The sequence below is a fragment of the Parabacteroides sp. AF21-43 genome (assembly GCF_003635435.1).
Classification (GTDB): domain Bacteria; phylum Bacteroidota; class Bacteroidia; order Bacteroidales; family Tannerellaceae; genus Parabacteroides; species Parabacteroides distasonis.
Window position 1 is genome coordinate 87,666 of sequence record NZ_QTMG01000002.1, and the last position, 19,087, is coordinate 106,752.

Annotated in this window: 14 protein-coding genes; 3 read left to right on the top strand and 11 right to left on the bottom strand. The window is 46.8% G+C overall.

Annotated features, from left to right (window positions below):
- The first annotated feature begins 69 nt into the window (after positions 1-69).
- Positions 70-1,107, top strand: coding sequence for a hypothetical protein (locus tag DWX84_RS02220; protein ID WP_005856561.1), 1,038 nt, complete (start codon positions 70-72; stop codon positions 1,105-1,107).
- 6 nt (positions 1,108-1,113) lie between these two features.
- Here the strand turns inward: DWX84_RS02220 and DWX84_RS02225 are convergent, their stop codons facing one another.
- The 8 genes from DWX84_RS02225 to DWX84_RS02260 are packed head-to-tail and all read right to left on the bottom strand — an operon-like array spanning position 1,114 to position 10,048.
- Entirely contained in the window at positions 1,114-1,740 is a 627-nt protein-coding gene (locus DWX84_RS02225; protein ID WP_005856563.1) for a DapH/DapD/GlmU-related protein, read from the bottom strand.
- Positions 1,737-2,867 (bottom strand): glycosyltransferase family 1 protein, encoded by a 1,131-nt coding sequence (locus tag DWX84_RS02230; protein WP_011966382.1) that lies wholly within the window; start codon positions 2,865-2,867, stop codon positions 1,737-1,739. Before DWX84_RS02230 ends, DWX84_RS02225 begins: the two co-directional genes overlap by 4 nt.
- Complete coding sequence (locus DWX84_RS02235) at positions 2,851-4,077, bottom strand: glycosyltransferase family 2 protein (protein ID WP_005856568.1); 1,227 nt, start codon at positions 4,075-4,077, stop codon at positions 2,851-2,853. The genes DWX84_RS02230 and DWX84_RS02235 overlap by 17 nt, the downstream gene beginning before the upstream one ends.
- A complete protein-coding gene (locus tag DWX84_RS22140; protein WP_048927370.1) occupies positions 4,070-5,542 on the bottom strand; it encodes an O-antigen ligase in 1,473 nt (490 codons plus the stop codon). Before DWX84_RS22140 ends, DWX84_RS02235 begins: the two co-directional genes overlap by 8 nt.
- An 8-nt stretch (positions 5,543-5,550) precedes the next feature.
- A complete protein-coding gene (locus DWX84_RS02245) occupies positions 5,551-7,710 on the bottom strand; it encodes a hypothetical protein (RefSeq protein WP_009276008.1) in 2,160 nt (719 codons plus the stop codon).
- Between the two features lie 3 nt (positions 7,711-7,713).
- Positions 7,714-8,490 carry a TolC family protein gene (locus DWX84_RS02250; RefSeq protein ID WP_005856573.1) on the bottom strand — a complete coding sequence of 259 codons (777 nt, stop codon included), beginning with the start codon at positions 8,488-8,490 and terminating at the stop codon, positions 7,714-7,716.
- Between the two features lie 17 nt (positions 8,491-8,507).
- Positions 8,508-9,683 carry a sugar transferase gene (locus tag DWX84_RS21765; protein WP_048927369.1) on the bottom strand — a complete coding sequence of 392 codons (1,176 nt, stop codon included), beginning with the start codon at positions 9,681-9,683 and terminating at the stop codon, positions 8,508-8,510.
- Positions 9,683-10,048 carry a PleD family two-component system response regulator gene (locus DWX84_RS02260; RefSeq protein WP_005856577.1) on the bottom strand — a complete coding sequence of 122 codons (366 nt, stop codon included), beginning with the start codon at positions 10,046-10,048 and terminating at the stop codon, positions 9,683-9,685. Before DWX84_RS02260 ends, DWX84_RS21765 begins: the two co-directional genes overlap by 1 nt.
- 179 nt (positions 10,049-10,227) lie before the next feature.
- Between DWX84_RS02260 and DWX84_RS02265 the strand changes: the two genes are divergently transcribed.
- Together DWX84_RS02265 and DWX84_RS02270 are read left to right on the top strand one after the other, a co-directional pair.
- Positions 10,228-12,717, top strand: a complete 2,490-nt coding sequence (locus DWX84_RS02265; RefSeq protein ID WP_121960925.1) for an alpha-L-arabinofuranosidase C-terminal domain-containing protein — start codon at positions 10,228-10,230, stop codon at positions 12,715-12,717.
- A 79-nt stretch (positions 12,718-12,796) separates the two neighbouring features.
- The gene (locus tag DWX84_RS02270) at positions 12,797-14,332 is read left to right on the top strand and encodes a carbon-nitrogen hydrolase family protein (RefSeq protein ID WP_005868392.1); all 1,536 of its coding nucleotides are present in this window, start codon (positions 12,797-12,799) and stop codon (positions 14,330-14,332) included.
- A 203-nt stretch (positions 14,333-14,535) separates the two neighbouring features.
- On the opposite strand, the gene DWX84_RS02275 is transcribed toward DWX84_RS02270, so the two are convergent.
- The 3 genes from DWX84_RS02275 to DWX84_RS02285 all read right to left on the bottom strand — a co-directional run bounded on the left by DWX84_RS02275 (position 14,536) and on the right by DWX84_RS02285 (position 19,082).
- Entirely contained in the window at positions 14,536-16,887 is a 2,352-nt protein-coding gene (locus DWX84_RS02275; protein ID WP_122297338.1) for a family 20 glycosylhydrolase, read from the bottom strand.
- A gap of 129 nt (positions 16,888-17,016) precedes the next feature.
- Complete coding sequence (gene glyA, locus DWX84_RS02280) at positions 17,017-18,297, bottom strand: serine hydroxymethyltransferase (protein ID WP_005856586.1); 1,281 nt, start codon at positions 18,295-18,297, stop codon at positions 17,017-17,019.
- Between the two features lie 131 nt (positions 18,298-18,428).
- Entirely contained in the window at positions 18,429-19,082 is a 654-nt protein-coding gene (locus tag DWX84_RS02285) for a DUF1080 domain-containing protein (RefSeq protein ID WP_036651046.1), read from the bottom strand.
- Positions 19,083-19,087 lie beyond the last annotated feature (5 nt).

Sequence of the window (19,087 nt, forward strand, 5' to 3'; positions counted from 1 at the left end):
AAATTATTCATGAGGTGTTCCTTATTTTCGATAAAAATACATACCTTTACATTAAAACAATAAAATTAAATGAGAGTCCTATTTGTCTATAAAGAGAAAAATGGGGATAATTTATTTGTTCCCGTGATTCGAACGAGGCTTTCTGTTCATGGAATAGAGGCTATCAGCTCAGTTGATGAGTTTTGGAATCCATCCCGGTCTTATGATATCATCCACATTCATTGGCCTGAGGAAGTGGTGGGATGGAATGTGAATGACGTGGATATCGATAAGCGGCTGGAGACCCGGCTGAGATATTTTAAGGAGAAGGGCTCTCGGGTTTATTATACGTGCCACAACTTATCCCCTCATTATGGAAGTCCTTTGCATCAAGCTTGCTATAGAGTGGTAGAGAGAATGGCCGATTGCATGGTACACCTCGGTAACTATAGTCTAGGCAAGATGGCCGGTCTATATCCTGATTGTAGGCATGTCCTAATTCCTCATCCGATTTATCTGGGCGCTTATGACGATACTCTGACGAGAGAGGCGGCAAGAGAATATTGGGGCATTGACCGGAGGACTTTTGTGGTTACGGCGTTTGGCAAATTCCGGAGGAGAGATGAGGTCTGGATGACGTTGAAAGCTTTTTTCTCTTTGCCTCGAAGGAAGAAGCTCTTGCTGGCCCCAAGAATGCTTCCGGGGAGTTATCCGAAGCCTTTATTGTCCGTAATACGTTGTTTATTACATCTTTTAGGGGTACGAACGGAGAATAATGAGCGGATTATATCAGATGAGGATTTACCGTATTATTTTGCGGTGTCTGATGTTGTCTTTATACAGCGTTGCGTTATCCTTAATTCCGGAGTAGTTCCGATGGCTTTCTTGTTCGGGCGGGGTGTCGTTGGCCCTGATAGCGGGAATGTGGGTGAATTACTGAGGGTGACAGCGAACTTGGTCTTTTCCCCCTCGGATCAAGGGTCTGTCAATTCAATGCTTCGCTCTGCCATGAACATGGATTTGGACGATTTAGGAGCTAAGAACCGGAGGTATGCCGACAAGTATCTCCATCCCGATAAGATAGCCGGTCTTTATGCGAAATGTTATCATTTTGAGGAATCGCATTGATCCCTTTTATCGGGTTCGTTTCCATTGCTGTCCGCATGGGTCATAATGTTTGACAACTTTAGCAGGATTGCCTACGGCCACAGAGTAATCTGGTATATCTTTTGTGACGACACTGCCTGCGCCGATCACGCAGTGCTTGCCGATATGTACGCCTGAGGTAATGACCGTGTTCGCTCCTATCCAAGACTCATCTTCTATGATCACAGGGGAGGTAGTTATGCCTTGTTTTACGATTGGTTTAGAAATATCATGGTATGTATGGTTGAGCCCGGATATAGTGATGTTCTGAGCCAAGATAACTTGATTCCCAATAAAAACGGGACCGATGATCGTATTATGTATGCCTATGCGTGAATGATCACCGATGTGTACGTGGCCTACCCCGTTGTCTATCGTGACGTAATGCTCAATTATACTTTCCTGTCCAAGTATGAATGAGTTAATGGGACTGACATTCATTATAGCAGATCTTCTGATCTTGCTCCGTTTTCCATAGGTTAACATAAATGGATTGACAAACCATTTAACCCATAATCTAGGGCAAGAGCCTCTTTGATTCATTATTAAGTAATGAACCGTTCTCTTTAATCTGTCATTTTTCTTTATCTTTTGTTTAAGATCGCTGATATTCATTTCTTTAAGGATTGAATGACTTCCATATAAACTTGCAATAGTTTCCTAGCCGTATGATTCCATGAGAATAATCGGGATCTTTGTAATCCATATTTTATTTGTTCATCATGGAATGCTTGATCTTCTTCTAGCCGCAGCAATAAGGAAGCTACTTCTTCTTCGTTGAAAGGATCTGCCAATAATCCTCCCTTTCCGGCGATCTCAGGCATGGCCGAGGTATTCCCCGTTATCACGGGTGTACCGCATGCCATAGCTTCTAGCATGGGGATACCGAAGCTTTCCCTTAGGGAGGTGTATAGGAAGACGAAGGCCCCATTGTACAAGTATGCCAAATCCTTGTTGGAGATGTAACCTGGGTAAGACAGGTAAGGCTTGATTTCCTCTATATGCTGCTCTCTCAATATCATATCCAGCTTGTCTTCGCGTAAGTCCGCTATTAATAGAGGACGCTTTCTTGATGAGCGCTTGAGATACAGACTGTATGCCTTCAAGGTGCGGGGTACATTTTTCTTAGGGTCCGTATTTCCTAGGAAGAAAAGGTAATCGTCCGAATGAATGTATTTATGGGTGATGGCGGATATGCCTGATAGGGGATGAAAATGCTGGCTGTATCCATTGTAGATCGCCATGATTTGTTCTTTGGGCAGACATAAGGCCTCTCGAATCCGATCACGTTCAAAATGAGATACGGTAATGATTCTCTTACACTTAGGGAGTATACGGGGAACTACTAAACGTCGGTAGTGCCAACCCATGTTTTGGTACCATGATGTATTACCTCCCTGCTTGGGCTCAAGGAAGATGATGTCGTGCAAGGTCAATACCAATGGGACGGGGCAATGAATCGGAGCCGTGTTACTCGTACAATGCAATAGGTCTGGCCTTATCTTGGCTACAGCCCGTGGCAACGCCACCTGCTCCCAAAGGGGGTAGGTGGGGCATTTTACCTCCACGATGTGCGTATTGCTTGTTTCTTCTAGGCAATGATCTTCTCCCGGACTTACGAATATGAAATATTCATTTTCCTTGTCGATTTTCTGTAGCTCTCGAATGCTCTCGAGCGCTACAAAATCCATCCCGTGCTTATTCGTACGGAAAATTCGCTGGGCTTCAATGGCTATCTTCATGATTTGGAGAATGTTTGGTGTGAGAGAATGTATGCTTTTTCCCTATTCGGAACGTGTTTAGGAACATGAGGAAGAATAGGATGGGAACACTGGCGATCGCCTTCCTGAATTTTTGGTCCACTAAATAGTCTGGAACCGCTACGCTAAAAGTGATGCCTAGCCATATCAAGAGGAACCACCATTTAATGGAGATTATGATATCAAGTGGACTTAGGATGGCGGCAATTAACGTGATAAACCCTAGCAATAAGACACGAGGGGGCATCATCCATTGAAATAATTTATCGCAATAGTCCCAATTTCCTTTTATTAGTGCTCCCGGTATCTGGAGAATCCCTGAGAGTAAGTTGTGGAATTGTGTGGCAAGCCAGCGCTGTCTTTGATTATAGAAGTCTTTCTTGCCTCTTACTTTCTCGTCGTATGTATAGACATCTTCAAGATATTCGATATATATATTTTGGAGTAACAGTTTTCGCTCCATGTACTTATCTTCTCCGATATCGTTGCAACCTTGTATGATATTCTTGAAAAGACCGTATTCGAAAGCCATACCCGAGCCACTTAGGGCGGACGAGAAACCTAGGCGGGTATGTCCTTTCCTGAAAATAGAGTTGTTGATCTCCTCGCTAACGGCGTCGAGCACCGCTATGCTGCTATCTCTGTTCTTGGCTACCCTATGCGTCTGTATGGCTGAACAACCTGCGTAAATAGCATCGTTTATTTTCTCTATATAATTGTTTTTTACGATATTATCGGCGTCAAGGATAATCACGTTGTCATATTTTGTTTTTCCTTCTTCAATGTAACGGATGGCTGCCTTGAGGGCCTCTATTTTGGTACTTTGTGGGTTCTCCATTTTTATAATCTTTACGGATAATGACTTTAGCCTATCGAGGGTTTCCTGACGCATTTGGTTGGCTATCACGATAATATCATATAATTCTCTTGGATAGTCTTGCTGAAGGAAACTTTTGACGGAGTCTATAATTACCTCATCCTCCCCATAGGCCGGAAATAAGGCCGCAAAACGGTATTTTTTCATAGTCGTAGGGTATTTATAAGTCGATTTCCTTTTAGAGTAAACGGCGAATACGAATAAATACAGTACGCATACCATAAAACATAGGAATACGATGGCGTCTATCAATTGAAATAGATACTCCTCCTTGTCTATCCAATTTTCTCCTATTTGAAAGAATTGCTCAATCATGGTGTTTTATATTTGAATCAGTTGATTTTTTTTCTTGTATTTCTTGATCTAGATAGGGTCCTACCATTATAAAAGTAAGTCCCGTAAAGGAAATTACCATTGTCGGGAATTGTCCCCAGAAAGAGTTCCCGTATGCATTGATAAACATTCCGAATATGCCACAAAGTAACCCTGTCAGTAGCCCTTTCAGCTCCGGATCTCTGAGCCGCATGGCTATGATCCATCCTCCCCATCCAATGGATAGAAAGATCATGCTTAGGTAAAGTGTCAAGCCAACCGCTCCTGTCTCCACCCAGATTTTGACATACCATGAATCTGTTGGAATGGAGGTGGTAAAGCGTTTTGATATTCTCTCTCCAGCCCTGTCACCTGATAATCCCAGCCCTTCTCCAAAAGGCTTGTATTTCATGTAGGATGCCAATTTCTTTTGATTTTCTTTTCGAACATTGAATGAGGCGTCTTCTGTCGGGGTGAATGCGGTACGCATCCTTCGGATGGTAGCGTTGCTATTTCCTATAGTAGTAAGGGCAAAAAAAACATAAGTAAGCAATAATAAGGTCGAGCTTGTGATAATGGTTTTGGTTTGTTTACTGACGAATGTATAAAGCGCCAATCCCGCTAATGGAACGATCATGGCCCCTCTTGTACCGGAAAGGAACATCGCATAAATGGCTAGGATAGCTATGCTTAAATAATATATTCTACATAAATAGGAGCGCATGTGGAATGCTGCGATCCCAAAGAACATAGTGGCGGCTCCCATATTCGCCCCCATATTGCTAGCGTCGGTGAAAAAAGAGAAATAGCGGACTCCGGACCATATGATATGAGTCGTAGCTCCCCCTTCATTAAGCCATTTGGTCTCGAAACTGTCAAATCCAATATATTTTTGCATGAAGGTTTTAGTTATAGCTAAAAGGGTGAATAGGGATAAACAAAATATCAAGGATTTTAAAAAAGAGTAACGAGTGCATAATAACGATGTAATAATAACAATGATAAACCCATTGAATATCAGTCCTCTTGATAATATCCAAGCCTCAAGTACTCCGGAGGGGTTAGCGATTTCAAAGATACAATATCCCATCCATATACAGCACATGACGCTTAAGGGGTGAATTGCTCTTTTCCATTCGATGTTCTGATAAAGGGCCGCATGAATGGATAGTAATACTAAGGCTGTTACGTATAGGATATCCATGATTACGCTAATGCCTTCTATTGGAATATATCGGGTAATACCCAATATGAAATAGTTGATCGTAAAAATGACAAATAGTATGAACCAAGGATATTTCAATAATAGGATACAGGTTATACATAACAAAGGCAAAGCTATTATCATCCCGAAAAGAGGGATGTTATTAAATAGTAAAGCTCCTCCTATTCCTACTAGTCCTATGACAAGGATTAATAGGGTCATATTGAAAGAAGAATCCTCTTTTATCTCTCTTGAAGTATCCATGAGCTTCGCTATTTTATGGCCGAATTGGTTGCGGTTAACCCCATATACATCATACGGTTCGTGAAAGAGCGCATGGAGGTCTGAGGGGGCAATTGCCCGGTGAAATCTTCTACGGCTTCTCGTGAGGCGTTATTCAAGTATAAATACAAAGATGTATTTTTAGTTATCTCACGCAAATAACTAACAAATTCCTTATCGCTATTTTTCCATACTCTGCGTACATTAGCTATTAGAATATTAACTTGACTTGAGCTTAGCAAATGTGGAGGCACACTGTTTCCTTGAATGGAAGGATATTCGATTAATACAATGTCTGGTTGACTTTCGGCTTTAATATACTCTTCTATATTTTCTGTGGTGAATAGTGACGATTCAATGTTTATCTCTTCTCCGATCCTTATATATCGTACTTGGAAACCTAGCTCTTCCCAACGTTCTTGAAAATATTTGGCAACGAATGTCTTCCCTTCTCTTTCTTCTATACTTAATATATTTATGTATAGAGTCTTATTTTTTTGCAAATAAGGAGCCAACCGATTGCAAGCGTATGCGGCTGATATTCGGTTACAGGTCTTTACAAATCCCCTGTATTTCAATTGGGAGTTGCGTCCGTTGAAGGCTCCTAATATATTCATTCCTGTGAGGCGTTTAGCCCGTTCTGCATCCCGGAGGGTACGGTCTAGTAATTCAATGACCAAATTTAGGGCTATAATGAAAATTAAACTACCGATAAAAGCGGCTATGACTAAAAACATGCGCTTACCTTTGTCACTAAACAATGGATAAGCGGCCTCTGAGATAGTTGTTAAGTTTGATGAGGTTAATTGTAAGTTCACCTGTTTCATCTTAGCCATATTTAAGGCATGGAGAACTTGTAGATAAGACTGTTCAGTGACATTGATCTCTCGTTCTTGCTGGTTGATCTTAGTCCCAATGGGAGAATAATTCTTATACTGCTCCTCGAAATCGTGCTTTCTTTTGTTTAAAATCTCTAAGTCTGCCTTGGATTTCACTTGTATCAAGGTCTGTGACAACCATTCTTGTACTAATCCGTCAATAGCGACTCCTTCTTTACTTTCTTTATAGCTGTTAATTTTATCTGTCAGTAATGCTATTCTCTTCTCGACATCTTTCAGTTGATCTTGATATCGTGTTAATTCTGTATCCTTGTTTAATGCGTTTTCAGAGGTGAAAGTCTCTATCTCGGTGATTTTACCACTGATGCGGGAAACATCTTCCAATGCGTTGATAAACTCTTCATTCGTTTTGACAAGTTTAGTACGAACTTCCATGTATTTCTCTAACTCGTTGATGATTTTGGTTGAGCTCTCGTAACTTCGTTGTGTTTCTTCGTAACGGTTCTCAAAATCAGCAAAAGAGTTTGCGATAGATTTTGTTTGTTCTGTATAATTTATGACGCTGTTTTGTACGTTATAATCTGTAAGATCATTTTCTTGTTGATTGAGTTTTGTCCTTAATTTATTCAATTCCTGCTCATAATATTTTACGATATCATTTGCTGTTTTATATTTTAAATTATCGTAAGAATATTTCATTTCTTCGCTGACTAACTTAACCGTATTCCATGTGATTCCGGGATCTGAGCTAGTGTAGGCTATCTCTATCAAATCGCTATTACCTTGGCGTCTAATAATTATGCTGGATAAAGCTGCGTAGCTATAGAATGCAGCTCCTCCGTTGAGCAATTCATGCAAATAATTGCGGCTATCACTGTTTTTATATTCTTTAAATCTGTTTATAGTGTTATCGAGAGAAGCCGTGTCTATTAAATTTATTATTTCTTCAGGTATAGATGCTGTTAATTTCTTGTAATTGTCAGCTGTTATATAGAGATTATCTATTTCAGGATTTCCTTGTGTTAGGTTTAATGCTAATAATTTTAGTGATACGTTTTCTAGGGTTCCTCTTGATTTTGTTAAATTAACCAAGTTATCATATGTGTTGTTTACTGCCTGCCAATCAGGTTTTGTCTCTTCATCTAAACCCGTGTTGGAGGTAATACCTGTGTAGATCGAAGTTGTCACGGTGTATTTTTTCTCCATGAATTGACTGAAATAGGCAACCAATGCTGTTACAATAAGCGTTCCAAATATCAGTTGGTGACGAATTCTATATAAAAAACGGGATATGTATAGTGTAATATCCATAAATTATCGATTTATGATTTTTACATTTGTAAGCATCTCTAATAGGGTTACCGCATTGTGTAAGGTAGCTCTACCCTCTTGATAAGAGATTACGGCTCCAGAACGACGTCCTCTTTCCATGGCCAAAGTCGTAATGTCAATTTTACCGTTGATGAAGTCTTGTTCCGATATTTTCATTTGGGCGTTGTAAAGGGCAGCAGCGTCTGATTTAGCTTTCAAAGTAGCTAAAGCTTGCAATACGTTATTATAAGCTTCCAATATTTTTAATTTCCGTTCTTCTATTGAGATCTCATATTCATAATCTAATTGCCGGAAACGAGCTTTCCGAGCTCGTACCTTTTGGCCACGGCTAAATAGGTCACCAAATGGGATAGACACCGATATGCCTGCGCTATAAGTATGTTGATTACTACCCAGACTTGTGAGATATTCAGGATATTCTACGGTTTCATGAGAGGATAGCTGCACTAATCGTCCATATTGGTACTGTCCGTATACCCTGAAATAATCTAGCCATTCTCTTTTGGTCACTTTCATTTCAGCATTAGCTTCATCTTTCTTAGCTTCGTAAATCTTGATCGAAGGGTGATCATATACTGATTCTAAAAAAACAGATAAAGGTGGTAATTGGATACGTTCATAATCATCTAGCATCGCTTGAATAGAGTCTGAGCCAGATGTTACTTCCACGGTTGTAGCTTTATCGAAATAGGTTTTCTTTTTCTGAGCTATAGCCGAAAGGATACTGAATATGAATAGGATGATAAATAAGTTCTTCATACGATTTATTAATGGATCTATACGTCCTCTTTCTGTACGAACGCCGTAAAGGTCTTAATGATGATCTTCATGTCCAGCCAGAAAGAAAATGTATGAGCGTATTTAATATCTAATTGTTTACGTTCCTCGGCGGACATACTACCAGAATTGCCACGTTTCTCTACTTGCCAAAGACCTGTAAGGCCGGCAGGAGCCATGAAGCGTTGTATGTATTCATCGCTGGTCAATAATTCCGCCTCGTATACGGGAAGAGGGCGGTTACCAACTATTGACATGTCTCCATTTAATATATTGAATAGCTGGGGAAGTTCGTCAATGCTGTATTTCCGGATAATATGGCCGATCTTTGTTATACGGGGATCATTCTCTAATTTGATGAAAGCGTTGGAGCGTTCGTGACGTTTTACTTTTAAATAGTCGTTTTCAGGAGTAGCGTCATTGTCGGAATATAAAATGATATTTTGCTCATCGTCTTTAAAAAAAGAAGCTTGCTTCTGTGAATTCACAGAAGTTGCTGAAGAGGCTGTAGCCTCTTCAGCAATAGATTCCGTATACTGATTAAGTTTCTTATATTCAGCCAAGCGTTTGTCCGCATCCATATACATAGAGCGGAACTTATAAAAATCGAAAACCTTATAGTTGCTGCCTACTCGTTTCGACTTGTAGAAAGCGGGGCCTTTGTCCTCCAGCTTGATCCAAATCACCGTGATGATAAAGATAGGGGAGAGGCAGAGGAGCGCCATGGATGAGAAAATGATGTCGAAGACCCTTTTCCATAAAGGCAGCTTGAAAATGGCGAGATCAGGCTCTTTTATTTGAGGCTTACGCGCTTTTTCCATTCTCTTGCATTTCTCGGCGATACCCAGTAGCTTCACTAAATCTTCCTTAGAGGTAGACTCGGAGATGACACAGTCCGTTCCGGCTTGCAAATAGGATATTTTCTCCTCCCGGGTCATTTCCGGGGCGATTAATACGATATATATATTTTGAAACGTCTTATGCAAATGCATGATCGCAGGAATGTTTAACGTAGGATCTGTTTTCTCGATGAATACACAATAATCCATTTCCTCGGCAGGAAGAAGCGTGTTTTTCATCTGCAGAAGCGTTATACATTCTATGACCCCGGTGCCTAATGCCTTACGTAAACGTTCGGCCAACGGCACGTTATTACCGAAAAAGACATAATTCATTATCTTAATATTCGTTTTACCCTTACCCTTAATTCCTCTGGATTGAAAGGCTTCAAGATAAAGTCTTCCGCCCCTTCCTCAAACAAACGTATTCTATTTGAGCTGCTCTCTACGCTCGATAGGATCAAGACCGGTATATGGCTGAACATATCGTTCGCTTTTAAATAAACCAAGAATTCCTCTCCGGACATTTCTGGCATATTCAAGTCAGAGATGATCAAATCCGGTAAATTGCCTTCTTGAAGCCAAGCGATCGCTTTCAAAGGATTTTCTTTATAGGATACCTTGTAAGTACTTGATAAATAAAGCATGATTATCTTTGCGATTTCTTGCTTGTCATCCACTAAAAGAACAGATTTCTCCATAGAGTCGTATAATATTGTCGTCTTTTGTTTTATCTATTATGCAAATTTAGGATATTAAATTGAAAAAATCTATGTTTTTCAATTGTTTTTTTGAAAAAACAGTTCGGACTTTGAAAATAGGGGAAACTGCGATTTTTTGATTAAGTTTGTACGCACATAAATGAGATGAGTATTCGAAGATGCGTTGGAGGAAATATATAGATTTTGATGTTATTCATTTATTGGTTGGCGCTATTGTCGGGATGGGCTTGTCCTCTTGCCAGCCGGAGATGCCGGTGATCTCTACGATAACCGTGGAGGCGGATGGCCTGACGGTTCCCGTGAACCCGGATCTGTATGGTTTGACCATTGAGGAGATCAACCACGGGATCGATGGGGGGCTGTACGCCGAGCTGATCCAGAACCGGAGCTTCGAGGATGGCGTGCCACCCTTGAACTGCCCTTACGACGCCGCCCGGAACGTCTTGATTACCCCGAATGGATGGACGATCCCTTTCATGCGGGGAGATTCCGTACCGGGATGGAGGCGGATCGTCCCTAATACACAGATATACCCGGATATGAAGGAGCTGGTGAATGATAAGAACCGGCGGTCGTTGCTCGTGGCCGTATCGACTTCCGGGGAGTCGGGGCGCGGAGGCGTGATAGCCGAGGGATACCGGGGGATACCGATCCGGAAAGGGGAACGATACGATCTCTCGTTTTTCGCCAAGGGGGCGAATATGGTGCCCCGTACCATCCGGGTGGCCTTGGAGGACTCGATGGCTAATACGGTCTTGAGCGATGTGTTTCAGGTAGCGCCGCTATACGAGTGGAAACGATACAGGCATACGTTTACGGCTACGGAGGATGCGCCGAACGCGGTCTTGACGATCACGGCCGATACCTCCGCCGTGTTTTGGCTGGATGTGGTATCCCTCTTCCCGGAAGGTACGTGGAAGGGACGGAAGAACGGGCTGAGACCGGACTTGGCGGCGCTGGTCGATTCCTTGGCCCCTCGTTTTATCCGTTTCCCCGGAGGCAGTTTCGTGGAGGGGTATACGGCGGGTACGTACCCTATCTGGAGGGAGACGCTGGGCGATATCTCGGAACGTAAGCATTTCTGGAACGTATGGGCCTATGGTACGACGAACGGCATGGGCTACCACGAGTACTTGCAAATGTGCGAGGATATGGGGGCGGAGCCTATCTACGTTATTAATAGCGGGATCACGAGCCAAAGCCGCCGGCCCCGCTACGAGGATATCACGGCGATGGATAAGCTCACGGGAGATGCCTTGGACGCTATCGCCTACGCGAACGCCCCGGCGGATTCCCTGCCGGGCGCCCTGCGTGCGAGGAACGGGCATCCGGAACCTTTCAACTTGAAGTATGTCGAGATCGGCAGCGAGAACTATGGCGGGGAGTATTTCAGGCGCTTTGAGCTTTTCCGCAAGGCGATCAAGGAGGCCTATCCGGAGATTACCGTTATCAGCAGTTCGCCCCTCACGAAGCGAGGCCGTAGCGAGTGGGTGGATTCCCATTATTACGCCGGGGAGAATTTCTTCCTATCGAACTCCGGCCGGTTTAATAGCGACCGGTATTCCCGACGTTCGCCGGCGGTGTTTATCGGGGAGTTCGGGACGACGGAGCGCCCCTTGGCCGGTACGCTCCGGGCGGCGGTGGCCGAGGCCTGTTTCTTGGTCGGGGCGGAGGAGAACCCGGATATGGTACGCCGCTTGGCGTATGCCCCGGTATTGGGCAACGCCGGGTTCGAGAACCAGCGCCATCCGTTGATCTCTTTCAACACCCATCAGGCGGTGGTCTCTCCTTCCTACCATTTATTAAAGATGTTTACCCGCCATCGGGGGGATGAGGTGCTGAAGACGATCGTGGATACCTACGAGAAGCCACAGGCACGTACGGGCCGGGCGGGCGTAGAGATGTTTGATAATAGCTATGAGTTCAAGGACGTGCGGATCGACGGCGTGCCCGTATCGGATATATCCGTGATGAGCGGGGGATGGAGGGTCCCGGAGGCTGGTATGTTGGTGCCGGAGGCCAACCGGTGGAACCAGGTATTGTTCGGCGACTCTACGAGCTACGCCTATGAATATACGGCTACCGTCCGGCGTACGAAAGGTAGCGGGCAGATACAGCTTCGCCTCCGCGACAACGGGCGGACGGGCGAGCAGGCGGATTATATCGCCCTGACGATCGGGGCGGGAACGAGCGAGCTGTACCATCAGGTAGGTGGCGTGAAGGATAGCTTGGTCTCTCCTGTGCGCTTCCCTTTTGAGAGTAACCGGTGGTATACGGTTCGCATGACGTGCGAGTACGAGCGTGTCCGTTGTTATGTGGACGGCGTATTGCTGCATGAGGTGGATATGCGTGCGATCCCGTCGTTGGTATCCGTCGCTACCCTCGACAAGGAGAACCGGGTGATTTACTTGAAGGTCGTGAATACGACCCGCCACGAGGAGAAGACCTCTTTGCGTATCGAGGGAGTGAATATCCGTAACGAGGCGGAGCTGATCCAATTGAGAGGGGAGCCGGAGGCTCGTAATACGTTTGAGAACCCGGGGGCCGTAACGCCTGTCACCGAGCCTATCGTATTCCCGATGAGCGGCCCGTTTATCTATAATTTCCCGCCTAATTCAGTGACGATCTTGAAATTATACATGGAGTAGGTCAGATAGGGCAGGAGGGCCGGTACACTTTATCTGTATTTATCCTAACTTCGCGGCGACTTTAACAAAAAAATGTGTTATGGAACCAATGCATAAGATAAACAAGGTAGAGCTCCGGAGCTTGCAGCTTGAGGACTATACGCAGTTGTCGCAATCTTTCAAGAGGGTGTACGCCGACAAGGATGTTTTCTGGACCCGCAAGCAGATCGAGACGTTGATACGGATATTTCCCGAGGGACAGGTCGTGACGCTGGTGGATGACCGGATCGTAGGATGCGCCCTCTCCATCATCGTGGATTATGACATGGTGAAAGGGGATCATACCTACGCCAAGGTAACGGGCAACGAGACGTTCAGCACGCATAATCCGAACGGGAATATATTATATGGTATAGAGGTGTTCATCCATCCGGACTACCGGGGCCTCCGGCTGGCCCGCCGTATGTACGAGTACCGGAAGGAGCTGTGCGAGAAGTTGAACCTGAAGGCGATCATGTTCGGCGGACGTATCCCGAACTATTATAAATACGCCGATCATATGCGTCCGAAGGAATACATCGAGAAGGTGCGCTCACGCCAGATCTACGACCCGGTGCTCACCTTCCAGCTCTCCAACGATTTCCACGTGCGGAAAGTGATGATGAACTACTTGCCGAACGACGAGGAGTCGAAGCATTGCGCTACCCTGCTGCAATGGGATAATATCTATTACCAGCCGCCTACGACGGATTACGTGGATAAGAAGACAACCGTGCGTGTCGGTCTGGTACAATGGCAGATGCGGCCTTATAAGACACTGGACGACGTGTTCGAGCAGGTGGAGTTCTTCGTCGACGCCGTGTCCGATTACAAGAGCGACTTCGTCCTTTTCCCCGAGTATTTCAACGCTCCGCTGATGGCCAAGTTCAACCATCTGGGCGAGGCGCAGAGCATCCGTGGGCTGGCACAGTACACCGAGGAGATCCGTGAGCGATTCGTGAACCTCGCCATCAGTTACAATATCAATATCATCACCGGTAGCATGCCTTTGCTGAAGGAGGACGGGGCGCTATATAACGTGGGATACCTGATCCGTCGTGACGGCTCCTACGAGATGTACGAGAAGGTACATGTCACCCCGGACGAGCAGAAGAGCTGGGGACTCTCGGGCGGGAAGATGGTGAAGACGTTTGATACGGATTGCGCCCGGATCGGAGTGCTGATCTGTTATGACGTGGAATTCCCGGAGCTTTCCCGTATCATGGCCGACCAAGGGATGCAGATCCTCTTCGTGCCTTTCCTTACGGATACGCAGAACGGTTACTCTCGGGTTCGTGTATGTGCCCAAGCCCGGGCGATCGAGAACGAGTGCTTCGTGGTGATAGCGGGCAGCGTGGGCAACCTGCCTCGTGTGCATAATATGGATATACAGTACGCCCAGTCGGGTGTGTTCACGCCTTGCGATTTCGCTTTCCCGACCGATGGCAAGCGTGCGGAGGCAACCCCGAATACGGAGATGATCCTTGTATCGGACGTGGACCTTGATTTGCTCAACGAGTTGCATACGTATGGTAGCGTGCGTAACCTTCGGGACCGTCGCCACGACTTGTATGAGTTGAGGGTAAAAAAACAGTAGTGTTTGCGGTTGAACACAATAGTATTCATGGTTGAACCCAGTAGTGTTCGCTATTAAACACAATTATATTTGCCGGAAGAATGCAGTAGGGGCGGGATCTGTCCGCCCTCCCGTGCCGTGTATGCGTGGGAGGGCGGACGAATCCCGCCCCTGCGGTTTATATCGGGGGGAGGATCGCTCGCTTCCCCCCTTCGGAAATGATCTTAATGACTTAGCATCTCAGCCGTGATCGACGTGAATTTCTCGGCATCCGATTTACGGAGTTGTACGCTGCCGTCGTTCCAGTTGGAAGGCCAACCTCCGATGATGTGTCCGAGGAATACCAGCTTGATCTCGTGCAAGCCCTTTGCCAAGGCCGCGGAGGTGTCATGACGGGAGAAGCGTTTTACCTCGCCACCGTTATTGACCATCAACTTGCCGTCGATCCATACCTCCTCTAAATCCGAAGAGATGTAATAAACGCCATCCTCCGGGATATTCACGTAGCCGGTAGCGATAGCGGCGTATTGCTTCACGCCTCGCATGGATTCGGGGGCGGGCACTTGGTTGGTCAGTTCACGGGTCGTCTTGATGACCTGTTTCTTACCGGTCTTCTGAGCGGCCTCCAGATTATTTACGCTTAGGTACATGCCATCGAATACCTCCATGTCGAGGCCCGGGGTCGTCTTGGCTACCTCCTTGGCGGGAGCCAGCGTTTGTTTCTCCACGAGGATCGTGCGAGGCTTACCCATCTTGCCGGAAGGCAATACGGAAGCGATCTTCATGGTCGTAGTCTCTGTGATGTCGAAAGGAGCCGTATATACGGTAGATTCCGGGGTAGGCTCGGTACCGTCCAGCGTGTAGACCATCTTCATCGGACGGTTCGTGGTGAATGTCATGGTAGCCTTGTCCGTGAAAGCCACGAAGTTGCAAGAACCGTTCGGTTGCTCGGGCTGCGGGATGTAGTAGTTGATACCGTGTCCGTCTAGGCGAACCTGAGCGTTGTCCAGACGGCGTTCGAAGTCCTTGTAATCCTTCCGGTCCAGCGGGCTCCAAGCGATCTCGGAGAGGGCTAGGATACGAGGATAGATACGGTACTCCATGATGTCCGTGTTATAAAGGTACTCACTCCATACGTTGCATTGCACGCCCTTGATGAAATGTCCTTTACCGGCCGCTGCCAGCGTGTCGGGGACGGGGTTGTATTTATAGACCCGCTCCGCCGTGGTGAATCCTCCGATAGATACCGGGTTGATCTTGTAGTCGCCTTGGAACTGGTCGATATACATACCCTCGCTTCCCGGGGTCATGATCACGTCGTGGTTCATGCTAGCGGCGGCGATACCGCCTTCCTCACCTCGCCAAGACATTACCGTGGCCGATGGAGCCAGACCTCCCTCGAGGATCTCGTCCCATCCGATCATCTTCTTGCCGTGCTTGTTTACGACCTTCTCCATGCGTTGTACGAAATAGCTCTGCAATTTCTCCTCGGCGGAATGTTCCTTGTCGCCTTTCAAGCCTTCCTTACGGATACGGGCCTGACAAAGCGGGCATTTCTCCCAGCTCGTCTTCGGGCACTCATCGCCTCCGATATGGAAATACTCGCCCGGGAATAGGGGAGCTACCTCGGCGATCACGTCCTCGAAGAACTGGAAGGGTTCTTCCTTCCCGGCGCATAATACGATGTCTTCCACGCCCCAGATGATACGGGGAGTACCCAGCTTACCCTCGCAAGACAGCTCCGGATAGGCGGCGATAGCGGCCATCTCGTGTCCCGGAAGCTCTATCTCGGGAACGATCGTGATGAAACGATCCGCCGCGTATTTAACGATATCCTTCACCTCCTCTTGAGTATAGAAGCCTCCGTACTCGGTACCCTCGCCATCGATGCGCTTAGAGCCGATCTCGGTCAGTTTCGGATACTTCTTGATCTCGATACGCCATCCTTGGTCGTCGGTCAGGTGCCAATGCATGCGGTTGATCTTGAACAAGGCCAATACATCCAGCTGCTTCTTGATATTCTCTACCGGGATGAAATGGCGGCAGGGGTCTAGCATGATACCACGGTAGCCGAAACGAGGCTCGTCCTTGATAGATACGGCCGGAGCGGTCCATGCGATACCTTTCACGGCGGAAGGACTCTCGATCTCGGCGGGCAGCAATTGCAAGAACGATTGCATACCGTAGAAAAGACCTTGAGGGGTCTTGGCCTTGATACGGACGCCGCTGTCGGCTACGTCGAGCGTGTATCCCTCGTCGTTTACGTCCAGAGAGCCGTCGATAACCAATGAGATACCGTCGGAGGTCTCTTTGTCGGCGGTAGCTATCTGGTAGCCTGTCGCCGTGTTCATTTTAGCCGCGAAGAACTCGGCTACGGTTTTCGCCTCCGGGGTGGAAGCGTAGATCTTCGTGTTTTTGTTTAGCTTGAAGTTTCCCTCGTTCTGCGTAAGGCTGACCGGTGTCGGGATGATGTTGATACCTTGGTTGTAAGCTTTCGCTTTACCGGGAGCATCATCACACGAGGCCATCAGGCCCAAGACAGCGCCGGCGCAGATTGTAGCAAGGAGCTTTTTCATAGAATTAAAAATTGAAAGTTGAAAATTGAATATTGTTTAGATGTTTTTGAGAGTTTAAAAAGAGAATTGAGAGTTGAAGATAAGATGCCGTTTGGCATCCTTTTCAATTCTCAATTCTCAATTTCCTATTTACCATGCGAAGATAGGATATTCCTTCATGATACCGTTCACCTTCTCACGAACGGCGCCGATAGTCTTATCGCATTCGGGAGCGGCCAATACGGTGTCGATCAGTTCCACGATCTCGCCCATAAGCGGCTCTTTAGCGCCACGGGTCGTGATAGCGGGCGTACCCACACGGATACCGGAGGTCTGGAAGGCCGAGCGGCTGTCGAACGGAACCATGTTCTTGTTCACCGTGATGTCGGCGGCTACCAAGGCTTTCTCGGCTACCTTACCGGTCAGGTCGGGGAACTTCGTGCGCAGGTCGATCAGCATGCTATGGTTGTCCGTACCGCCGGAGATGATCTTGTACCCTTTGTCCGTGAAGGCCTTGGCCATAGCGGCGGCGTTCGCTTTCACCTGTGCTTGGTACGTCTTGTATTCCGGCTCCAAAGCCTCTCCGAAGGCTACGGCCTTGGCCGCGATCACATGCTCCAGCGGACCACCTTGGATACCCGGGAATACGGCGGAGTCCAACAACTGAGACATCTTCTTGATCTCGCCTTTCGGTGTCTTCTTGCCCCAAGGATTCTCGAAATCCTTACCCAGCAGGATGATACCGCCACGAGGACCCCGCAGGGTCTTATGCGTCGTAGACGTTACGATGTGAGCGTACTCCAGCGGGTTGTTCAGCAAACCGGCGGCGATCAGGCCTGCCGGGTGAGCCATATCGATCATCAATAAGGCGCCTACCTTGTCGGCTATCTCACGCATACGTTTGTAATCCCAGTCACGGGAATAAGCGGAACCACCGCCAACGATCAATTTCGGTTTCTCACGAAGGGCTACTTCCTCCATCTGGTCGTAGTCCACCCGTCCGGTATCTTCCTTTACATTATATTCGGTAGCGTGATAGAGAACGCCGGAGCTATTTACTGGTGAACCGTGGGACAGGTGTCCGCCATGCGACAGGTTCAACCCGAGGAACGTGTCGCCCGGATTCAATACGGCGAAAAATACGGCTGCGTTGGCCTGCGCCCCGGAGTGAGGCTGCACGTTGGCCCATTCGGCGTTGAATAGCTTTTTCAACCGTTCGATAGCGATCGTCTCACTTTGGTCTACTACCTCGCAACCCCCATAATAACGCTTGCCGGGATATCCCTCGGCGTATTTGTTGGTCAGACAGCTTCCCATGGCCTGCATGACCTGGTCGCTGACAAAGTTCTCGGAAGCGATCAACTCAATGCCTTTCAATTGGCGTTGGTGCTCCTTCTCGATAATGTCAAAAATGATGTTGTCTCTTTTCATTACCTCTTAAATTGGTTATTGCAATGATATGTTCCTCATTGAAAAGGAATCCTCGCGAATGTACTATATTATTTTAATACTATTTAAAAGATTCCGTTTAATTATTACAGATGCGCCGGAAACGGCTCCGCTTACCACTTGGTGAGGGTTACGTTTCTGAACTCAACCTCCTTACCCTCGCTCTGTAGCCCGATATGGCCTTCCTTCACCTTGTTGGTTCCGGTGTTCTGGTATACGCCGTTGATGTAAACGGTGATGACGCCGTCTTTCACGAAGATGTTCGCCTCGTTCCACTCTCCGGCGGGCTTCTCGCTGGACGGGTTCACGTTCTTTACGACAGGGAAGAAGGGACGTTCCTCTCCCGGGCGTTGCTGGTACTCGACAAGGTCGGAGCCTCCCAGCAGTACGAACAATCCGGCCCTCCCGGCTTGCAGATTACACTCGATCCCGTTCGGGAAGGGGTTCTTTAGGTCTGCGATATGCAGGAAGATGCCGCTGTTTGCGTTGGAATCCCCATTCGGCCAACGCCATTCCACGTGCAATTTATAGTCGCTGTATTTCTCCTTGGTGTACATATAGCCGAAAGGCTGGCCGGTGATGAAGATCTTACCGTCGCGTACGGAATAGACCTGATCGGCGGGGACGGAGTTTTTGTCGACTACGAAATTCCAGTTAGACAGGTCTTTCCCGTTGAACAGTTTCTCGGTCTTCTGTGCGTTCGCCCCATCGGAGAAACAGAAGAGGGAAGCGGCTAATACAGCCAAAGATAGCATTCTTTTTTTCATGGCAT

Coding starts and splice junctions, on each gene's coding strand:
- DWX84_RS02220 (WP_005856561.1), top strand. CDS start 70: ATGAGAGTCCTATTTGTCTATAAAGAGAAAAATGGGGATAATTTATTT.
- DWX84_RS02225 (WP_005856563.1), bottom strand. CDS start 1,740: ATGAATATCAGCGATCTTAAACAAAAGATAAAGAAAAATGACAGATTA.
- DWX84_RS02230 (WP_011966382.1), bottom strand. CDS start 2,867: ATGAAGATAGCCATTGAAGCCCAGCGAATTTTCCGTACGAATAAGCAC.
- DWX84_RS02235 (WP_005856568.1), bottom strand. CDS start 4,077: ATGATTGAGCAATTCTTTCAAATAGGAGAAAATTGGATAGACAAGGAG.
- DWX84_RS22140 (WP_048927370.1), bottom strand. CDS start 5,542: ATGGATACTTCAAGAGAGATAAAAGAGGATTCTTCTTTCAATATGACC.
- DWX84_RS02245 (WP_009276008.1), bottom strand. CDS start 7,710: ATGGATATTACACTATACATATCCCGTTTTTTATATAGAATTCGTCAC.
- DWX84_RS02250 (WP_005856573.1), bottom strand. CDS start 8,490: ATGAAGAACTTATTTATCATCCTATTCATATTCAGTATCCTTTCGGCT.
- DWX84_RS21765 (WP_048927369.1), bottom strand. CDS start 9,683: ATGAATTATGTCTTTTTCGGTAATAACGTGCCGTTGGCCGAACGTTTA.
- DWX84_RS02260 (WP_005856577.1), bottom strand. CDS start 10,048: ATGGAGAAATCTGTTCTTTTAGTGGATGACAAGCAAGAAATCGCAAAG.
- DWX84_RS02265 (WP_121960925.1), top strand. CDS start 10,228: ATGCGTTGGAGGAAATATATAGATTTTGATGTTATTCATTTATTGGTT.
- DWX84_RS02270 (WP_005868392.1), top strand. CDS start 12,797: ATGGAACCAATGCATAAGATAAACAAGGTAGAGCTCCGGAGCTTGCAG.
- DWX84_RS02275 (WP_122297338.1), bottom strand. CDS start 16,887: ATGAAAAAGCTCCTTGCTACAATCTGCGCCGGCGCTGTCTTGGGCCTG.
- glyA (WP_005856586.1), bottom strand. CDS start 18,297: ATGAAAAGAGACAACATCATTTTTGACATTATCGAGAAGGAGCACCAA.
- DWX84_RS02285 (WP_036651046.1), bottom strand. CDS start 19,082: ATGAAAAAAAGAATGCTATCTTTGGCTGTATTAGCCGCTTCCCTCTTC.